Genomic DNA, 18,078 nt, shown 5'->3' with positions numbered 1-18,078 from the left:
TCAGCCCTCGGGCGATGTATTGCGCGTATCGATGCTCTGGGCGAGATCCTGCAGCAGGGCTTCGGCCTGAGCTGGGGTGTAGGTTTTCTCACCCGCGATCACATCAGAGAGATAGCGGTCGAGGACACGCGCAGCCTCGCTGACCGGTCGAAACCCGTAGCTTCCGGCTGAGCCGGCCAGACGATGAACCGCGGTGTAGTAAGCCTGTAGGGCTTCATCGGCGGGATTGGCTTGGGCGCAGTGCAGCTTGCGAATCTCGGCCAGCTTGTTGGGCAAGGCCTCGCCGAACTGGGCCATCAGCTTTTGCAGGGCAGGGGATAAGGGTCGGCTCATGGCTTGTGTGGCTCCGCAAGGTAGTCGTGGGATTGCATTTCCTGCAGACGGCTGAGCACCCGGGCGTATTCAAAGGTCAGTTTCTGCCCGGCATACAGCTGCTGCATGGGCACGTCGGCGGCAATCATCAGTTTCACCCGCCGATCATAAAACTCGTCCACCAGATGCAGGAAACGGCGGGCTTCATTCTCGGTTTCCCAGGTCATCTGCGGCACGCCGGACAGCATGACCGTGCTGAACAGCTGGGCCAGCTCGATGTAATCGGCCGCCGCACGCGGGCCGCGGCAGACGGCGTCAAACTCTAACCAGGCGATGCCGTCGGCGTGCTTGCGCACCCGGATGTCGCGGCCATTGATTTCGATGCTGTGCTCGGGATGGGCGGCGTCGGGGGCGATGTCGCGAAAGGTCTGGTCGAGTATGCCCTCGGTGCGCGGTTCGCTGCTCAGGTGATACATGTGGGCCTGTTCCAGCAGGCGCAAGCGATAGTCGGTGCCACCATCAACTTCAATCACGGCGCAGTGGTTTTTCAGGCTGGCGATGGCCGGCAGGAAGGCCTCGCGCTGCAGGCCATGCTGGTAGAGCAGATCCGGCGGAATATTCGAGGTCGCGATCAGGGTGATGCCATGCTCGAACAGCTTGTTCATCAGGCGCCCGAGTATCATCGCGTCGGCCACATCGGAGACGAAGAATTCGTCGAAGCACAGCACGCGAACCTCGCGTGCCAGCTCGTCGGCGATCAGTGCCAGCGGGTCGCTGGCGTGCCCCAGGGCGCGGATGCGCAGGTGCACCTCGCGCATGAAACGATGAAAGTGCAGACGCTGCTTGTGCGGGGTCTCCAGCGTTTCGTAGAAGCAGTCCATCAGATACGTCTTGCCCCGGCCCACGCCGCCCCAGAAATAGGCGCCGTTGACCGGCGGCCAGCTGGTGCTGCGGCGCAGGCGCGCCAGCAGGCGGGTCCGCGCCGGGCGGCTGATCAGCTCGGCGTGAATGCGCTCCAGCGCCTCGACCGCGCGGCGCTGGGCGGGGTCTTCGACAAAACCGGGGCGTTTGAGGTCGGCAAGGTAACGTTGCAGCGGGCTGTTCGGGGTCATGCAATACCGTGGCGGGCGCGTCGCGCAAATGCGCTCAGCGTGATCAGAAAAAGCAGGCTGGGGGCACCGGAGCCGCCGGTGCTCGCCGGTGCCGGCGTTGCGCTGGGGGCGCCGGCAATCTGCAGTAGCGTGTTGTGGTCTTCACCGCCGACATCACCACTTTGGCCGTTTTCGTTCTCGAAGCCCAACCAGTGGCCGCCCTGCCAGCGGGTCACGCTGGCAGGATCGCTGTCGAGGGCCCGCCCGGCCATATCACGCACTGCAATATGCAGATTCACCGGGCTGCTCATGTCGGTGGGCAGGGTGAAATCCACGCTGTAGGTGTCGGCCGCGTAGCGGGTTTTTGACCATTGACCGGCGGGCAACTCTTCGCTGCGTGAGCTGAACAGGCTTAGGTTAGGATGCAGGCTAACGTTCTGGGCCGGATAGTTGACGGCCTGGCCTTGCGCGTCAACCCAGCGCATCGGCTTGTTGAAGATCAGATTGAGAGTGTAGTGCTGGCCACCTTGCAGCGCTGTGTTCGGCGCAGCTTGCAGGGTGCGCGTGGTGGTGTTCTGATCCTGCCAGCTGTGGCGGTAGATCATCTCGCCACCGGTCTGAGTCAGGCGCACTTCGCGGACGATGGCCGGCCCCATCTGGTGATAGTAGGCCAGCAAGGCCATCTGGTAGACCTCCTCACGCACCCGGGTGATTTCGCTCTCGGGCAGGATAAAGCCGGAATGCGACACGCCGGGTTTGCCGCCGTACTCAGCCAGCTGGCTGGTTCCAGGTTCCAGCTCCAGAGTGTAGGCAGGCACGTTCAGCGTGTAGGAGAAATATTCGTCGCTGGCGCCGATGCCAAGGCCTGGTGAGACGGCATCCTCGGCATAGGCCCGAGCAGGCACCTGGCGAATCAGATTGACCAGATCCTGACTGATCTGAAACAGGCGGCTGTTGCCGGTGTTGTTGTAGAAGAACACGCGGCCGAAGCTGTGGGTGTCGATGTACAGCCGTAGCGTGTCTGCGCCAAGTAATGCCCCGGCGGCCAGCAGCGCCTGGGTTTCCGGTTCTGACTCAAGGCTGGCGCCGTTGTAAACAATTGAGCTTGGTGTGCGGCTGGAGCCGCGTCCGGAGTTCCAGTAGGGGCCCAGATTGCGGTTCAGGTCGACGCCCTGGAGCGTGTCGTCGGCACTCTGCAGCTGGCCGTCGCTGTTGCGCAGGTTCTTTCTGCGCATGCGTCCGTCACGCGGGTACAGCGGGTCTGATGGCGAGTTCTGCGGGTCTTCGTCGATGCGGGTGGTGCGGGGCGCCCGCTGGGTGGTCAGAAAGCCGTCGGGATTGAGAACGGGGACCAGCAGGATGTTGGCATTATCGCGAAGCCAGCTGACCACGCCGCCGTCCTCGGCGGCCGCGACCAGGTTTTCAAGAATACCGCTGACAGCCTCCGGGCTGGCCCATTCGCGGGCGTGAATGCCGCCACTTTGCAGCATCACCGGTGCGTTGGTGTTGCCACCAAACTGCCAGGCGTAAATGGCTTCGCCTTCCAGGCTTTGCCCGAGACGGTAGCGGTGGACATAGGCGTGTTCGAGGGCGAGCAAATCCAGGCCTGCCATCAAGCTGGCGTAGCTGCGAAAGCCGGCAACCGGTACTGAGCTGGTCACCGGTTCGGGGACTGCAAGGCCCAGCTCGATGACATTGTCAGCAGCGCCAGCCGGGGCTTGTTCGACGTACTCCGCGACCACAGCTGATGCCGGCAGGGCGGCGCACAACATCAGCATGCCGGTGATGCGTGTCAGCGTAGCCATGCGGCAATCTCCCGGGCCAGATGGGGGGCGGCCACATCCGAGTGGGTATAGGCCGAAAGCGCGTTCAGCGCCTCGGGGCTGCGCAAACGCCACAATGCCCAGGCGGCCAGTGCAGCCTGGTCCGGATGCTGCAAACCCTGGATCAGGGCCGTGGTGAGGCCGGGCGGCTGGGCGAGCAGCGCAGTCTCGATCAGGTTTAAGTCCCAGTTTCTGCTGTTTATGCGCGCGGCCAGCTCGGCCAGGCGCTGTGGGTCACGCTGGACCCAGCGTGCGCGCAACGCCGGTGCGGCGCCGCGCAGTGCTGGATTGGCCTCCAGATTTTCGAGCAGGCGTGCGAATTGGGGGTGATCCAGCGGCGCTTGGCTGTTGATCAAACGCCAGCTGCGGGCGTGTTGAGCGCGCTCGGCCAGGGCCAGCCAGTCTGTCCAGCGGGCCTGGCGCTGGATCATCACGGCGAGTATGTCTTCGCTCCAGCTGTGCACGCCTTGCTCGGCGCGAAAGGCGTCAAGCTCCGGCATGCTGGCTTCGCCCAGCCAGTTCAGCAGTGCGTCGTGGTTCTGCGCCTGACCAAGCGCCTTGCCGCGCAGCGCCGGTTGCTGGCGCAACTGCTCCAGCCTGTGTTGCTGGTCCCACTTGCGCAGCAGGTGTTGAGCGCGCGCGGCGATGGCGTAGCGCGGTAGGGTCTGTCCGCGTCCTTCGGGGTGGGGGTGGCGAGACTGCTCTGCATAGTTGAGGAGCTGGCTGAGCCAGTCACGCGCGGCGGGGCTGTCCTGGCCATCTTCCAGGCGGCTGAGCTGCGCTGCGATGCGGGCGTCGTCGGCAGCGGTGCTGCCGTGAGCGGCGCCGGTCGCGCCAAGGCACAGGCCCGCGATGGCGAGAGCCATGACAAAGGGTTTCAAGCTGTCCGGGGCTGCCGACACTGGTTCATAATCCGCGCTATGCCGAGCGTGCAGTTTAACCCTTCGCCTGCCGACGTGACTTTGATCGCGCGATTCTGTGATTCCCTGTGGCTGGAAGATGGCCTGGCCGACAGCAGTGTGCAGGCCTATCGCTCGGATTTGAGGCGGGTCGGCGCCGAGCTTGCCCGTCAGGGGGCGTCTTTGCTCGATGCTACGCCGGCCGATCTGGCCGCGGTGATGGCAGCGTGTCAGGAGCTGGCGGCGCGCAGTTTGGCGCGCCTGTATTCCGCGCTGAAACGGTTTTACCGCTGGGCGCTGCGGGAATGCTTGCGCGGCGATGACCCCAGTGCGCGACTGGCCCGCCCTAGGATTGGCCGGCCGTTGCCCAAAGCGCTCAGCGAGAGCGAGATCGAACGTTTGCTGGATGCGCCTGATGTGGGCAGCGCGCGCGGTCTGCGTGATCGCACCATGCTGGAACTGATGTATGCCGCCGGTTTGCGGGTGACCGAACTGGTCAGCTTGGACATGTCGAGACTTGGGCTGGATGGCGGTGTCGTGCGCATCATGGGCAAGGGCAGCAAGGAGCGCCTGGTCCCGGTTGGTGAGGAAGCGATGGTCTGGCTGCAGCGCTATCTGCGTCAGGGACGACCGGAATTGCTCGACGGTGTGGTTTCGGACGTGGTCTTTCCGGCTCGCGATGGGCGCGCCATGACGCGTCAGAACTTCTGGCATATCATTAAGCGTTATGCATTGATGGCCGGGATCAGCGGAGTCATCTCGCCGCACACGCTGCGGCACGCCTTCGCCACCCATTTGCTCAACCACGGCGCCGACCTGCGGGTGGTTCAAATGCTGCTTGGTCACAGTGATTTGTCGACGACCCAGATATACACCCACGTCGCCAGCGCCAGGCTGGAGCAGTTGCACGCCCGCAACCATCCGCGTGCCTGATTGCGAATTAATCGGCGTTGAGATGGTCTCAGCGGATATTGAAAACCGGAGTAGTTATGAAACGACTGATCATGGGCTTGCTGTTGGCAAGTACCGCCGCAACCCTGCATGCCGCCGATGACGCGTCCGGCAAGATCAAAACCCTGCGCGACAACCTGAGCAATTCGTTCCCCACGCTGAAGACCGAAGACATTTCGACCACTCCGGTCAAAGGCATTTATCAGGTCAATCGTGGCGTGTCGTTCGGCTATGTGACCGAGGACGCCAAGTATTTCTTTGATGGTGACCTGATCGATCTGAAGAACGCGGTGTCGCTAACCGAAGGTAGCCGCAAATCTCTGCGCCTGGAGGTTCTGGACAAGATCGGTGAAGACAAGATGATCACCTTTGCCGCCAAAAACCAGAAACACGAGATGACCGTGTTCACTGACATCGATTGTGGTTATTGCCGCAAGCTTCACCGCGAAATGGCCGAGTACAACGACGCCGGTATCACCGTGCACTATGTGTTCTACCCCCGCAGCGGACCGAATACGCCGTCGTTCAAGAAGGCCGAAGAGGTGTGGTGCTCAAAGGACCAGAACAAGGCCATGACGGAAGCCAAGGATGGTCGAGATGTCAGCGCCAAAGCATGCAGCACCCCGGTTATGGAACATTTCCGCGCGGGCCAAGAAATTGGCGTGCGTGGCACGCCCGCTTTGGTTCTGGATGATGGAACGATGCAGCCAGGTTATGTCCCAGCCAAACGGCTTGCCCAGTTGTTTGCTCAGCAGAATTAAACGCTCAAGCATAAAAAAGCCCGGTTTTAACCGGGCTTTTTTGTATCTGCTCTAATCCCCGCGGTGATGGCCATAGCGCCTCCGGCCATGGTGGTTGTTGGTGTGACCATGATGATACGAGTGGAAGCTTGGTTTGTTGCGCTGATAACGGTTCCGGTCTGAATGCCGTTGCTCATGTTCGCGGCGTACATGCGGGGTGCTAGCGCTGCGGGTCCAGTGCTGATCGTGCCGCTCATGTCGTCGATAGCACTGCGCATCATGCCTGTGAGCTGCGGCTGGTGCCGGATTGAACCAACGACCGCTTCCGTAAGTGCCGGGAAGTTGGGTATGGCCGATGCGTAGGCTGGGGCTGGTGGTGGTATGGGTATAACCGGGCAGGCTGACGAGCAGCCCGCAGCAAGTGCCTAGTAGGGTGATAGCAAACGTCTTGGGATTCATTCAGAACGGCTCCGGGATAAGGGGGCGATGAATCAACGTTCAGGTTTTTCGGTGGTTGACGTTGCGGAGTGTTCCTAGGCGCCTTGAAAGAGCCAAAAATATTCAGCATGGGGTTTCTGATAATAAATTCAAGGCCATGAAAACAAAGGAAAAATATTGAATTCATTGGTTGAAAGTTGACGTCTGGATCCTATATTTCAGTCACGCACACAGGTGCCCTGAATAGACTAGGAGATGATGCTATGAGCTTGATTCGTTACCAACCCTGGCCGAACCTGAACCGCTGGCCGGATGAAGTTCTTGATTTTTTCAATGTGGTGAGCCCGGCCAATGTCGATGGCAAAAGTGGGCCAGCGTGGCAGCCACGCGTGGACGTGGTTGAATTCAATGACCGCTACGAGTTACGTGCAGATCTGCCGGGCGTGGATCCGGCTGATGTTGACATCACCCTGGATGATGGCCAGCTCACTCTGGCGGGTGAACGAGCGGCGCCGGCAAGCGACGAGCAGGTACAGCACCAGAGGCTGGAGCGTGTCAGTGGTCGTTTCTCACGTCGGTTCAGCCTGCCGGACACAGCGGATGTTGAGAACATCAACGCGCGCAGCGCGCATGGGGTGATTCATATCAGCATTCCCAAGCGGGCCAAGACGCAGGCCGTAAAGATCAGTGTGGCGGCCTGAGGGCGACAATGCTGGACGGGCAGGGGGCTGAAATGCCCCCTGTCTTTTTTGTGTCGAATCCCGTAGCTTGCGGCCTTTATAAGGATTTACCGGACACGCTATGAGATTTGTTTTGCGCGCTATGCCTGTTGTCTTGCTGGGAATGGCATCGCCTGGCTTCGCTGCTGACTGCGGGCGCGAAGATATAGATCATTATCTGGATCGCGGCTTCACGCCGCAGCAAGTCTTGGAGCTGTGTCGCGGACAAGCGGGGTCATCTTCAGCGCCAACCCTGGAGCAGGCTCATGTGCGCGGTGAGCATCTGCGGTTCCTGCGTGATGCCGTCGATGGCCATGATTTGAGTCTGGGCGAGGATGTGCTCGCCTTCAGCCGTGATTTGTGCGTCAAGTACGATCGCCCCAATTATGCGGAACAGCGTAAAAGCGCATGTGGCGTGGCCCATTACAAAATCGGTTTGCAAGGCCTCAAGGTGCTGGAGGCGAGCCGCAAGGTGGTGTTCTGGGGCAGCAACGAAGTGCGGGTTGGCAGCCCATTGTTGGAGAAGGACTACCAGCTTGGTCAGGATGCACTGTCTGAGCGTGATCAGCGTAAGTTGGCTGAAGAGCTTGGCAAGGATGCACAGGCTGTGCTGATTCCCGTGCGCGAGGGTGTTGCTGTGGATGCAGTGCGAGCACGCCTTGAGGAACTCGCAAGGTAGCGTTGGATACGAGTAAGACAGGCAAAAAAAAACGGCGTCCGAAGACGCCGTTTTTGTTAGCACTGAAAGTGCTTAGATTTCGAAGCCGTAACGCACGCCAACGCTGATCACGTCGGTTTCGGAAGCCGGTGCGTTGTCCAGGTCCGACTGCGAGTACAGGCCATACAGAGTGAAGTTCTCGATCAGGTCGAGGTAAGCACCCACGGTGAAGCCCATGCCTTCGCCTGCACCCTGATCAACGTCACCAACCGAAGCGGCCAGCGTCAGGTGTTCGTTCAGAGCGAACTCACCACCCAGGAACAGATAGATGCGATCGTCGCCGCTGCCGCGCAGTTCAACCTGCTCAGCCGACAGGCCGACGCTGAAGCGCTCGGTGCTGTAGCTGACGGTGCCCTGCAGAGCGGTGTCAACAATCTGGCCAGAGCCGGCAACAACGCCATCGACGTTGTCAGCACCAACGGTGAGGTACTGCACGCCCAGGCTCAGATCGCCCAGACGGTAGTCAACACCGATGCCGTAGTCGTGGCTTTCGTCCGACTGCTCCTGCAGGTAGATCCCAGCATTCACGGTCAGGCCGCCGAATTCCGGCGAGATGTAGGCGATGGAGTTGTTGGTCCAGCCGTTAGCCAAGTTGGACAGACCGTAGCCGCCACCCTGGTTGGAGGCGATACCCTGGAAGTTGACAGCCGAGGTGTCGTAGAACGGGTCCAGACGCTGAGCAGCCAGCTTGTAAGCGGTGTTGGTACGACCGAAGGTGAAGGTACCGACCGAGCTGTTGAAGCCAACGAAGGCGTGGCGGGTGTGAGCCAAGCCACCAGCGGCGTCGTCGACATCCAGGCCCAACTCTACGGCGTAGAAGAACTGGCCGTTTTCACCCTGGAAGCCCAGGCGCGAAGCGTTGTTGTCGCCGCTCTGGCCGTCTTGTGCAGCCTGCGTGTTCGGATCAGCGAAGTCATTGCCGGAAACGGAGTTAAATACGCCGTCGACTTCGTTCACGCTGATGTTGAACTGGCCGTAAATTTTGCCTTCCGCTTGAGCAGCCAGCGGTGCGGCGATGGCGGCGAGTACAAACGCGCCTGTCAGATGATGTTTCATCGATGTCCTCTAAAAAATTCGAATTCCCCATGACGAGAGGCCGCAGCGTCCTGCGGACTCAACCTCCGCCATTGTAATGGCCTGAGCCGAGAATGGAAATCGAGCACAAGCATCTGGCAAGAAATTGCTACGCACGGTTTTGGTGCGTGGTGTTTTGTGTTGTTTGAGAAGTGGTCCAGCTGCTGTGCGAGGGGAGCTGTTGTTGCGCGAATTTGGTCCTTAAAGGCGGTTTGTGCGGTGCCTCCGCAAGGTTTACACGCGGCCTTCGTCACGCAGTTTTTTCAGGTGGCAGTCGATGTTCATCCGGGCCAGCCCCCACAGGCGCTTGTCGACATTGGCGTAGATCATTTCCACCATCTCCGGCGCTGCATGACCTTCACGATGCAGGGTCAGGACTTGTTCTTCGCGTTGCTTTCGGTGTCGCAGGGTTTCTGCGATTCGGAATGTTGTGCCCATGGCCTGACCATGCGAAGGGATGATCACCCCCGGGTTCTGATCGATCACCCATTGCAAGGTCCGAAAATAGGCGGCCATATCGCCTTCAGGTTCGGCGATGACGACGGTGCCAACGCCTTGTATGAGGTCGCCAACGATCATCCATTGCCGCCCTTCGGGCATCAGAGCCAGCTGTCCTGCGTCATGGCCGGGTACGGCATGTGCGTGGACCGGCTGGTTTTTCCACGTGGTGATTGAGGCGCCATCGCCCACGGTGCGGACTTCAATGTCACTCCAGTAATCAGAACCGAAGCGCGCGGGTATCCGTTCGCGGGTGTCGGCGCTGCAAAGGATCGGGCAGTTGAAGTGCTGGGCCAGGCGTGGTGCCTGCTGGTGATGATCAGGATGATGATGGGTCAAGAACAAGGCGTCGATGTACTGCGTGGCCAGACGCTCCAGCAAATCCTCAAACGCGCGCTCATCTGCGGGGGAAGGATCAACCAGGACCGTCGGGCTGCCGGAGGTCTGATCACCGAGCATAAAAGCATTGGTGTGGGTGGCCGGAGGCAGGGTGCGCGAGCGCACCGGCAACACACGCAAGTCGGAGAGCGCCTGCTCCATGGATGTGTGTTCCCAGGCAACGGTGCGCTCGGTCAGCTGCGCATCAAGCAGAAGCTGTGTGAAAGGGTTAAGCAGCAGCGCATCGTGCTGCCATGCATGCAGCCAATCGGTGGCTGACGCCCAGCGCCAGACGTCCCCATTGATGGGCTGCGGGCGGTGTGCCAGTAGGGCATGAACCAGCGTCGTCGCTTGCCGGGCCGGATGCCAGGGCGGGCTTTTGTGGTGGCCTAGCGCACCACAACTCTGAATATCAGAGGTACTGAGCCCACGTGGCTCTAGCCATGCGGTGAGCCCAGCCGCAATATTAAGGTCTACACCGCAAAACACGGCTGACGGTGCAATGAGCTCATCCGCAGCGTCTGCTATGGGGAGCCGCCATTGACCCGCATCCAGCTTTGCATCGACACAAACCTGTTCCAGCAGCAGGTCGTTGTCGACCTGTAGCAGCAGCGTGATGTGGGAAGCCGAAGTCATGCCCGGATTGTGCCGAGACCTGTCCAATTCGGCCACCGCCGGGATGTCGGAGAAGAGGTTAGCCGATTTCTCAGAATGTGCGTCTAAGCTGCGGATTTTCAATCAAATAGGCTTGTAATGCCCCTGTTTCGATGCATAATGCGTGTCATGGTGGACACGAACAGCCTATGAGTGAGGGCACCGATTAGATGAACGCGCGCAAATTTCTGGCCCCCATTGCGGGTGTGGTGGCCTTGATTGGTATGGCCGGTTGTGGGGACGTCAAGAGTCCGACCTACCTCCCGCCCCTGGAAGAACTCAAGGTTTGTCCGGAGTTGACGGACGGCAGCTGCCCGGTCAACGGGGCCAACTGTGTAGCACAATCACAGCCCAACCCCTCGGTGATTCCGCTCAACCGCACCCTTCAGTACTGTGCTTTAGGGCGTTACGAGGCACTATCAGACGCCAATGGCGATGTTTTGCTGAGCGATCAATGGCGTGATCTGACCACGCAGGTGACGTGGGTTGCAGGCATCGATGGCAGCGCCTTTGTAAATATCACGGCTGATGGCTTGGCCACAGGTGTAGCCCAGACGCCCGCGGCTGTGCCGATTACCGCGTCTTTCGAAGGTTTCGAGTCGACCAGTTACTTGCGTGTTACCGCGCCAGAGCTGGAAAGTGTCGAAATCAATCCCAACGGGGATGTGACCACGCTGGTTGATCTGGATGTCCAGTTCCAGTGCATCGGAAGCTTTTCTGGCGCGTGCTCCACCTCGGGCAGCAGCACCTGCGATATCTCGGATACCGCTACGTTCAATAGTTCCAATCAGGGCGTGTTTGCCTTTGCTGCGGATGCAGACTTTGGCGTAGGTCAGGCCCTGAGCGAAGGTACGTCTACCATCTCATGTGGGCAAGACGGTTTGGAATCCGAGCCGGATGCCAATCTCACGGTTTGCCCGGACAGTTCAATCAGCGCTGTCGAGATCCGAATCCCGCCGTCAACGGACCCGGCCACCGTTCTGACCCTGGCTGTTGGTGGTGAGCGCCAGCTGCAACTGATGGCAACCTATACGGATTGCACAGCGGATGACGGCAGCGAAGTACTGGTTGACGTGACCTCCGCCGCAACTTGGGCATCGACCGCGCCTGACGTAGTTGCCGTGACCAGCCCCGGTGGCTTTGTTACCACGGGTGACAGTGGTGGTCTTGCCGATATCACAGGCACTTTCCGTGGCGTTACGTCGGACCCTCTGTCGGTGTCTGTCTCGGTTGCTGATGTCGATCGGCTTGAGGTCAGCGGCCCGCAACTGGCCGTTGCGGGTGTGCAGACGACGCTGACTTATTCCGCTGTCGCGGTACTGGTAGATCCGGAGTCGCAAGAGGTGATTGAGGAGCGAGACGTTTCTGACGAAGTGCTCTGGAGCACCTCGGTTGCGGATGTCATCGTCTTCACGCCGGGTAACGGTGGCGTGGCGACCCTGGATGCCGACGCAGAGCCCCAGGTGGTCACTGTGACCGCAACCTATGGTGAAGAGCAGGGCAGTGTCGACACCCAGGTGCTGACTCAGGCGGCGGTCAAGAATTTGACGATCGTTCCCGACGTGGCATGCATTGGCGACGCACTTTCGCTTGAACTGCTGGGCGACACTCCAATCCAGTTGAGTGCTTTCGCCGAGTTGGAATACACCGATTCAACTGGTGCCGCGCAGTCATGTTCCGTTAATGCCACGGACAGTGCCGACTGGGTCGCTGGCGGCGCCAACGTGACGTCCGGTTTGCTCGGCAATTTGCTTGCCCCGATCCCGGGCCTGAATCTCATTGGCGAACTGCTAAGTGAAATCTTGACGACCTTGGTTGGCGACTGCGAGGACGCAGGCTTGCTGGTGCCCGGGCTGCCGCTGACGATTGGTGAAGATCCGCTTGGCTCCCCGATCAGCGTCACCAATACGGTGCCCAAGGGCAAAGTGGCGCCCAATCCTGACAACTTCACCCTCGCCGGTGGCGCCTGTGTCTACGCGGGGCTCGGTGAAGGTGAAGAGCAGCGCGTGGCTTCGGCCTCTGTCCTGGTTGCCACGGAATTGCAGCCGGTTTGCGAGGCCTTGCTGGCCAGTGTGCCACCGCAGGTTAACCTGTGCCCTGGGGAAACTCTGAGCGGTGCCGGCAAGGTGCTGTCGCTGCCTCGCTGGTAACGCGCTAAAACTACGCTATTACGTGCCCACGACTTTGGGGAAAACTCTATGGGACGCTTGAAATTCGCAGCTTTGATGGCTGTTGCCGGTGTGGGGAGCGCCTACGCCGCTTCATCAGACGATCAGAGTTATTTTGCGTTTGATGATCGCTGGTTTGTCTCAGCATCGGGTGGCGCGGCCCTGACAGACAGTTCCGATTTTGATGCGGGTTATGGGCTGTATGCGGCCATCGGTAAAACCATCGCGCCGCGGCTGTCGATCGAAGGGGAGATCGAGTACCTCGATATTTCCGTTTCCGATGTCGGTGGTAGCGGTGTTTCGCTTGATTTCACGCGTTTTGGTGCGGGGGTCAAGGCCATTTTTGATGTGCTCCAGTTCGAGCAGGCCGCAGTGGGATTGACCGCCGGGGCATCGGTGCGTGAGATTGACTGGCTGTCAGACAGTCAGACCGGGTTTGGGGGCTTCGTCGGCGCCAATTTCCGCAAAACGCTGGACAGCAATTTTGAGTTCCTGGTCGATGGTCGGTACACCCTCGATCCGGTAGACAACGACGGCTTGGTTGAAGAAGACACGTATTACACGTGGACGTTGACAGCCGGGATTCGCTACAACATCGGTCAGTGGCCGCCTCCTGCCCCGGACTCGGACGGCGACGGCGTGCCGGATTCTGCTGACCAGTGTCCGAACACCCCGCAGGGTGTCAACGTCAATGCCACCGGTTGCCCCATCGATACGGATGGTGATGGTGTGCCGGACTACCGTGACCGCTGCCCGAACACGCCTGAGGGCATGCTGGTTGATGAGCACGGCTGTCCGCTGGACTCGGATGGTGACGGTGTTATTGACCCGCTGGACAAATGCCCGGATACACCGCGTGGTGTTGCTGTTGATGCGGAAGGTTGCCCGCTGGATTCCGATCAGGACGGCGTAGCGGACAGCAAAGACCTGTGCCCCAACACACCTTTCGGGGCCGAGGTTGATGTGAACGGTTGCCCGTTTGATACCGACCAGGACGGCGTGCCTGATTTCCGCGACGATTGCCCCAACACGCCGTACGGTACGCCGGTTGATGCACGTGGTTGCTCGAATGACAACGACGGCGATGGCGTGCCCAACGACATCGACCAGTGCCCCAATACCTTCCCGGGCCTGGCGGTGGACAAAGTAGGCTGTCCGTTGCGTGATCAGGTGATCACCTTGCATAACGTGCACTTCGAGTTCGACAAGGCGGTGCTCCAGCCTGATTCCCGAACCTTGCTGGAGCGGGTTGCGAAATCGCTGATTGACCAGCCTGACCTGCAGATCGAAGTCGCTGGCCACACCGATTCGAAGGGTAGCGATGACTACAACCAGCGTCTGTCGGATCGGCGCGCGGCTGCAGTACGTCAGTATCTGGTCAGTCAGGGTGTTGCCGGTGAGAACATCACCTCGAAAGGCTACGGCGAGTCCGAGCCGGTTGCAGACAATGTGACCGAAGAAGGCCGGGCACGGAATCGTCGCGTGGAAATCCACCTGCGCGACTGATTTCAGCACGCACGCTGCATTGCATAAAAAGCCCCGCAAATGCGGGGCTTTTTTTGTGCTGTGCTTGCAGCCCATTCGGAGCGGCCTATAATGCCCGCCATGACAAATTGTGTACGCCACATTGCGGTATCCAAACTTCGCTGGTTTCGGCCAGGGAGGGCGTGCACGCGTGGGCGGATGACCTGATTCATCCGCACTGCCAAGAAACCGCCCGTCCTTTCCGGACCGGCGGTTTTTTTTTGCCTGCAGGATGCGGGCGCAAATGGAAACGACCATGGACAATCAACAATGAAAGTCACGGCGGCCTACATCGGCGTGATTTTGATCTGGAGTACCACGCCGCTGGCGATCAAGTTCAGCACCGATAGCTTGTCGTTTATTGTGGCGGTGGGATTGCGCATGAGCAGCGCAGCCTTGTTGTGTCTGGCGATCATGGCCGTGCTTGGGCGATTTCCGCGATGGGACCGGGCGTCCCTGAAGGCCTACGGGGCGAGTAATCTGGGCGTGTTCGGGGCTATGAGCCTGTCCTACCTGGCCGTTGGCTTCATCCCTTCAGGTTTGTTGTCCGTCATGTTCGGCATGGCCCCGCTGTTGTCCGGCGTTTTTGCCCGTTGGTTGCTGGATGATGAGCGCTTGTCGTGGGTGCGAAATCTTGCCCTGTTGGTTGCGCTGGGCGGTTTGTTTCTGGTTTTTCGCGGTGCCGTTTCATGGCGGCCAGACGCCTTACCGGGACTATTGGCGAGCCTGGGTGCAGTGGCCTTGTTCGCGCTCAGCGGCGTGTTGGTCAAGCGTCAAGCGGGGCATCTGGATGCTCTGGAGCACACCACCGGCTCGCTGGTGCTGAGCGTGCCGCTGTTTGTATTCAGTTGGTTGGTGCTCGACGGTCAACTTCCGACCGAGTTTTCCACCAAGAGCGTCAGCTCGGTCGCGTATTTGTCGGTGTTCGGATCTGTCTTTGGCTTCATGCTGTACTTCTATGCGCTGCAAGCCTTGGGGCCGACCCAGGTGGCGTTGATACCGCTGATTACGCCGGTATTGGCGCTGGCGCTCGGTCATGTGTTGGCTGACGAGGTCATTGCGCCGGCAACAATTGCTGGGGGCGTGTTGATTCTTGTCGCGCTGGCCTTGTACCAGCTGGGTGACGGTCTGCGAGCGCGGATGCGCTCGCAGACCCGGGGGCCATCGGTTACGGGTTGAAAACCTGGAAGCTTTCAGCATTCAGCCAGAAGTGGCACCAGATGCTCGCGGCCAGGCCCAGGGCGATGGCCGGTGTCCAGCGCAGATGGCTGAAGAAGCTGTAGTAGCCGCGCGCCTGGCCGAGCAGGGCAACGCCTGCCGCCGATCCTATGGCGAGCAGGCTGCCGCCTACGCCAGCCGTCAGCGTGACCAGCAACCACTGGCCGTGTGACATCAGCGGTTCCATGCTCAGCACGGCGAACATCACGGGGATGTTATCGACCACTGCGGACATGAGTCCGACCAGGATGTTGGCGGTGGTTGGGCCCAGTTCGCCGTAGAAATATGCAGAGGTCATTTCCAGGTAGCCGATAAAGCCGAGGCCGCCAACCGCAAGGATGATGCCGTAGAAAAACAGCAGGGTGTCCCACTCGGCCTGGGCGATTTTTCGGAACACGTCGAAGGGCACGATGTCGCCGATATGGTCTTCGGCGTTCTTGAGCTGGTGCAGTTCACGCTGGTGCAGGTAGTAGCCAAACAGCTTGAGATAGGCCAGCCCGGTCATCATGCCAGCTGCGGGCGGCAGGCTCAGGACGCTGTGAAAGCCGACGGCCGTTGCAATGGTGCAAATGAACAGAAAAATGATCCGTCGAGCGCCCTTTTTCATCTGAACCTTCTCGTCATTGCGATCGAGAATGCCCTTGGGCAAAAACGGATGCATGATCAGGGCAGGAACTAGCGCGTTGACGACCGAGGGAATAAACAGCACGAAAAACTCTACAAACTCGACTTGGCCGGCTTGCCAGACCATCAGTGTGGTGATGTCACCAAACGGCGAGAAGGCCCCGCCGGCATTGGCCGCAACCACGATGTTGACGCAGGTGGGGGCGATGAACTTGCGGTTGCCGCCACCCACCGCCAGAACGATGGTCACCATGACCAGTGCGGTGGTCAGGTTGTCTGCGATGCCAGAGAGGAAAAACGAAATGAAACCGGTCAGCCAGAACATCTGGCGATAGCTGAGCCCGAGCCCGGACAGCGTGGCGCGGAGGCGGTCAAAAACGTTACGTTCCTGCAGGGCGTTAATATAGGTCATCGCGACCAGCAGGAACAAGAACAGCTCGGCGAACTCAAGCATGTTGTGGCGTAAAGCGTGCTCTACCGCTTCCGGATTCGAATCGCGGTAGGCAAACGCGATCATGGCCCAGATCAAGCCAGCCGCTAGCACAACCGGCTTGGATTTCTGGAGATGAATCACATCCTCCAGCATGACCAGTACGTAGGCCGCCACAAAAATCAGAATTGCGATGATGCCGACCGCGGACCGGCTCAGATCGGGGCCCAAGCCGTCTGATGCCATGGCTGCAAATGGCAGCAGGCCCAGAATCAGGGAGAGGAGGATTTTCATTGTTCGCCGTGCTGTAAAAAAACCGCAAAATTTTACGCCGTTTGCTGCGATGCAGCAAAGCAATTGCGTTTTTGGTGGCTTACAGAAGCAGGGCGGCGAGCTCGCTGGGGCTGAGGAAGTCGTGCTGTGCCTGGCCGTGTCGCTGTTCGATCAGCTCGACAATAAGTTGATTGCGAGGCGCTTGGCTGCCCAGACTAGCGGCCAGATGGGTGATCTCGCCATTGAGCTGGCGCACTTCCGTGGTATGGCCGCGGCGCAGGTCGGCAACCATGGAGGGGTATGAACCCGCGGACATATTGTTGCGGAGCTTACCCACCCACCATGGCAATGGTCCGCCATGCAGCAGGAACAACCGATAAACAGGATAGGGCAGCGCGACCGGGAGCTGGAAGGAGATACCAGCCTGGTTGAGAATCTCGGTGGCTTCGTCGAGCAAGGCAACGAAACACCGGCCCAGCAACGGCTGGGTTAGCAGATCCTTGAATGTGGTGTTGGTCAGCGCACAAATCCCGTTGGCCAGATTGATCAGCAGTTTGCCCCAGGCTGCGGCGGTGCCATCGGCGCGACGCACGTCGACGCCACTGTTGCCGAACAGGCCTAGCAGATGCTTGTTGTCCGTGTTGAGCAGAATTTGCGGTCGCGCCGTGACCCGAGCGTGCAGCGGCTCAAGCAGCTGCGCGTTGAACATGATCGTCAGGGTTACGATGTGGGTGCCAGGAAAACGCAATTGCAGCTCACGGCTGGCACCAATGCCATTGAGGCAGGGGATTAAGGTCACGCCGCCCGGCAAATGTTCGGGCCAGCTGTCCATCAGGGCTTGCAGGTCGCGATGTTTGATGCAGATGAACACCGTGTCGCCTTCACGAGGCACCGAATCGGTGGTCAACGTGGGCTTGGGTACGCGCAGAGGCGGGCGACCGGTAATCCGGTCGATTTGCAGGTGCTCCTGCCGCGCGATGGCATCTATGCATTCGCTGCGCTCGGCCACACGCAGAGGCCGTCGCGCGGCAGTCAGGTAACCGGCGAAGACGGTGCCGATCGCACCAGCGCCGATGATCAGGTTATTGGCCATGCCACATCATTTTGGTGTGAGATCAGGCCCAGCCCAGGGCGATGAAACCCAGCCAGACGAACTTGGACAGGATGTGCAAGGCTTGATCGGTATGAAAGCCGAACATCTGGTCGTTCTTGCAATAATCGATAATCCAGTGGCTGATGAACTCGCAAATGCCCAAAAACACACTCCCGGTCGCCAGCGCCACCGCGCCGGCATGAATCAGGCAGTGACAGCCCAGCACCTCTATCCAGATCAGTTCCGGTTTGCGACTGCCTTCCTTGGCTTCGCGGGCATAGTGGCGATTTTTGTGTACCGCCATCCAGTCCGATTGCAGACCGAAATCTCCGACGGCATGTCCTACCAGAAGCCAGAACAGCGTTTCCAACATGGTCGCGTTGTTTCCATCGATTCCCCCGCTGGCGAGCATGGCAGTTCACCACGATGGACTCAAGCAATTTGAACGATTTT

17 protein-coding genes are annotated in these 18,078 nt (G+C 59.8%); 7 read left to right on the top strand and 10 right to left on the bottom strand.

All coding sequences use genetic code 11. The annotated features are described in order from the left end of the window. From ATO7_RS02540 to ATO7_RS02525, 4 genes are read right to left on the bottom strand one after another with little or no spacing between them, the layout of a single operon-like run. Positions 1 to 333, bottom strand: coding sequence for an Hpt domain-containing protein (locus ATO7_RS02540; protein WP_083559340.1), 333 nt, complete (start codon positions 331 to 333; stop codon positions 1 to 3). Next, a complete protein-coding gene (gene zapE / locus ATO7_RS02535) occupies positions 330 to 1,424 on the bottom strand; it encodes a cell division protein ZapE (protein ID WP_083559339.1) in 1,095 nt (364 codons plus the stop codon). Before zapE ends, ATO7_RS02540 begins: the two co-directional genes overlap by 4 nt. After that, complete coding sequence (locus ATO7_RS02530) at positions 1,421 to 3,208, bottom strand: M14 family metallopeptidase (protein WP_083559338.1); 1,788 nt, start codon at positions 3,206 to 3,208, stop codon at positions 1,421 to 1,423. The genes zapE and ATO7_RS02530 overlap by 4 nt, the downstream gene beginning before the upstream one ends. Beyond that, positions 3,196 to 4,092: a hypothetical protein gene (locus ATO7_RS02525; protein WP_083559337.1), complete on the bottom strand. Its 897-nt coding sequence runs from the start codon at positions 4,090 to 4,092 to the stop codon at positions 3,196 to 3,198. The genes ATO7_RS02530 and ATO7_RS02525 overlap by 13 nt, the downstream gene beginning before the upstream one ends. Before the next feature lie 54 nt (positions 4,093 to 4,146). Between ATO7_RS02525 and xerD the strand changes: the two genes are divergently transcribed. Together xerD and ATO7_RS02515 are read left to right on the top strand one after the other, a co-directional pair. Continuing rightward, on the top strand, positions 4,147 to 5,058 hold the full coding sequence (gene xerD, locus ATO7_RS02520; RefSeq protein ID WP_083559336.1) for a site-specific tyrosine recombinase XerD: 912 nt from the start codon (positions 4,147 to 4,149) through the stop codon (positions 5,056 to 5,058). 56 nt (positions 5,059 to 5,114) lie between these two features. Continuing rightward, positions 5,115 to 5,837, top strand: coding sequence for a DsbC family protein (locus ATO7_RS02515; protein WP_083559335.1), 723 nt, complete (start codon positions 5,115 to 5,117; stop codon positions 5,835 to 5,837). A 26-nt stretch (positions 5,838 to 5,863) separates the two neighbouring features. Here the strand turns inward: ATO7_RS02515 and ATO7_RS02510 are convergent, their stop codons facing one another. Continuing rightward, complete coding sequence (locus ATO7_RS02510; RefSeq protein ID WP_083559334.1) at positions 5,864 to 6,097, bottom strand: hypothetical protein; 234 nt, start codon at positions 6,095 to 6,097, stop codon at positions 5,864 to 5,866. 420 nt (positions 6,098 to 6,517) lie between these two features. On the opposite strand from ATO7_RS02510, the gene ATO7_RS02505 reads away from it, so the two are divergent. Both ATO7_RS02505 and ATO7_RS02500 read left to right on the top strand, forming a co-directional pair. Next, the gene (locus ATO7_RS02505; RefSeq protein WP_083559333.1) at positions 6,518 to 6,955 is read left to right on the top strand and encodes an Hsp20/alpha crystallin family protein; all 438 of its coding nucleotides are present in this window, start codon (positions 6,518 to 6,520) and stop codon (positions 6,953 to 6,955) included. Between the two features lie 142 nt (positions 6,956 to 7,097). Further along, positions 7,098 to 7,652: a hypothetical protein gene (locus tag ATO7_RS02500; RefSeq protein ID WP_158523007.1), complete on the top strand. Its 555-nt coding sequence runs from the start codon at positions 7,098 to 7,100 to the stop codon at positions 7,650 to 7,652. A 72-nt stretch (positions 7,653 to 7,724) separates the two neighbouring features. Here ATO7_RS02500 and ATO7_RS02495 read toward each other — a convergent pair whose 3' ends face one another. Together ATO7_RS02495 and ATO7_RS02490 are read right to left on the bottom strand one after the other, a co-directional pair. Beyond that, positions 7,725 to 8,747 (bottom strand): porin, encoded by a 1,023-nt coding sequence (locus ATO7_RS02495; protein WP_083559331.1) that lies wholly within the window; start codon positions 8,745 to 8,747, stop codon positions 7,725 to 7,727. Between the two features lie 252 nt (positions 8,748 to 8,999). Next, on the bottom strand, positions 9,000 to 10,277 hold the full coding sequence (locus ATO7_RS02490; RefSeq protein ID WP_083559330.1) for an MBL fold metallo-hydrolase: 1,278 nt from the start codon (positions 10,275 to 10,277) through the stop codon (positions 9,000 to 9,002). Between the two features lie 188 nt (positions 10,278 to 10,465). Between ATO7_RS02490 and ATO7_RS02485 the strand changes: the two genes are divergently transcribed. The 3 genes from ATO7_RS02485 to ATO7_RS02475 all read left to right on the top strand — a co-directional run bounded on the left by ATO7_RS02485 (position 10,466) and on the right by ATO7_RS02475 (position 15,166). Beyond that, entirely contained in the window at positions 10,466 to 12,445 is a 1,980-nt protein-coding gene (locus ATO7_RS02485) for a hypothetical protein (RefSeq protein ID WP_083559329.1), read from the top strand. A gap of 48 nt (positions 12,446 to 12,493) precedes the next feature. Continuing rightward, on the top strand, positions 12,494 to 13,969 hold the full coding sequence (locus ATO7_RS17170) for an OmpA family protein (RefSeq protein WP_083559328.1): 1,476 nt from the start codon (positions 12,494 to 12,496) through the stop codon (positions 13,967 to 13,969). Positions 13,970 to 14,257: 288 nt separating this feature from the next. Beyond that, entirely contained in the window at positions 14,258 to 15,166 is a 909-nt protein-coding gene (locus tag ATO7_RS02475; RefSeq protein ID WP_083559327.1) for a DMT family transporter, read from the top strand. On the opposite strand, the gene nhaD is transcribed toward ATO7_RS02475, so the two are convergent. The 3 genes from nhaD to ATO7_RS02460 all read right to left on the bottom strand — a co-directional run bounded on the left by nhaD (position 15,156) and on the right by ATO7_RS02460 (position 18,037). Then, positions 15,156 to 16,553, bottom strand: a complete 1,398-nt coding sequence (gene nhaD, locus ATO7_RS02470) for a sodium:proton antiporter NhaD (protein ID WP_083559326.1) — start codon at positions 16,551 to 16,553, stop codon at positions 15,156 to 15,158. The two genes, ATO7_RS02475 and nhaD, sit on opposite strands and share 11 nt — an antisense overlap. Before the next feature lie 79 nt (positions 16,554 to 16,632). After that, entirely contained in the window at positions 16,633 to 17,625 is a 993-nt protein-coding gene (locus ATO7_RS02465) for a ketopantoate reductase family protein (RefSeq protein ID WP_083559325.1), read from the bottom strand. 22 nt (positions 17,626 to 17,647) lie between these two features. After that, positions 17,648 to 18,037: a DUF3307 domain-containing protein gene (locus ATO7_RS02460; RefSeq protein ID WP_083559324.1), complete on the bottom strand. Its 390-nt coding sequence runs from the start codon at positions 18,035 to 18,037 to the stop codon at positions 17,648 to 17,650. Between the last annotated feature and the right edge of the window lie 41 nt (positions 18,038 to 18,078).

It is taken from the genome of Oceanococcus atlanticus (genome assembly GCF_002088235.1).
GTDB lineage: Bacteria > Pseudomonadota > Gammaproteobacteria > Nevskiales > Oceanococcaceae > Oceanococcus > Oceanococcus atlanticus.
This window is presented reverse-complemented; position numbering and strand designations above follow the sequence as displayed.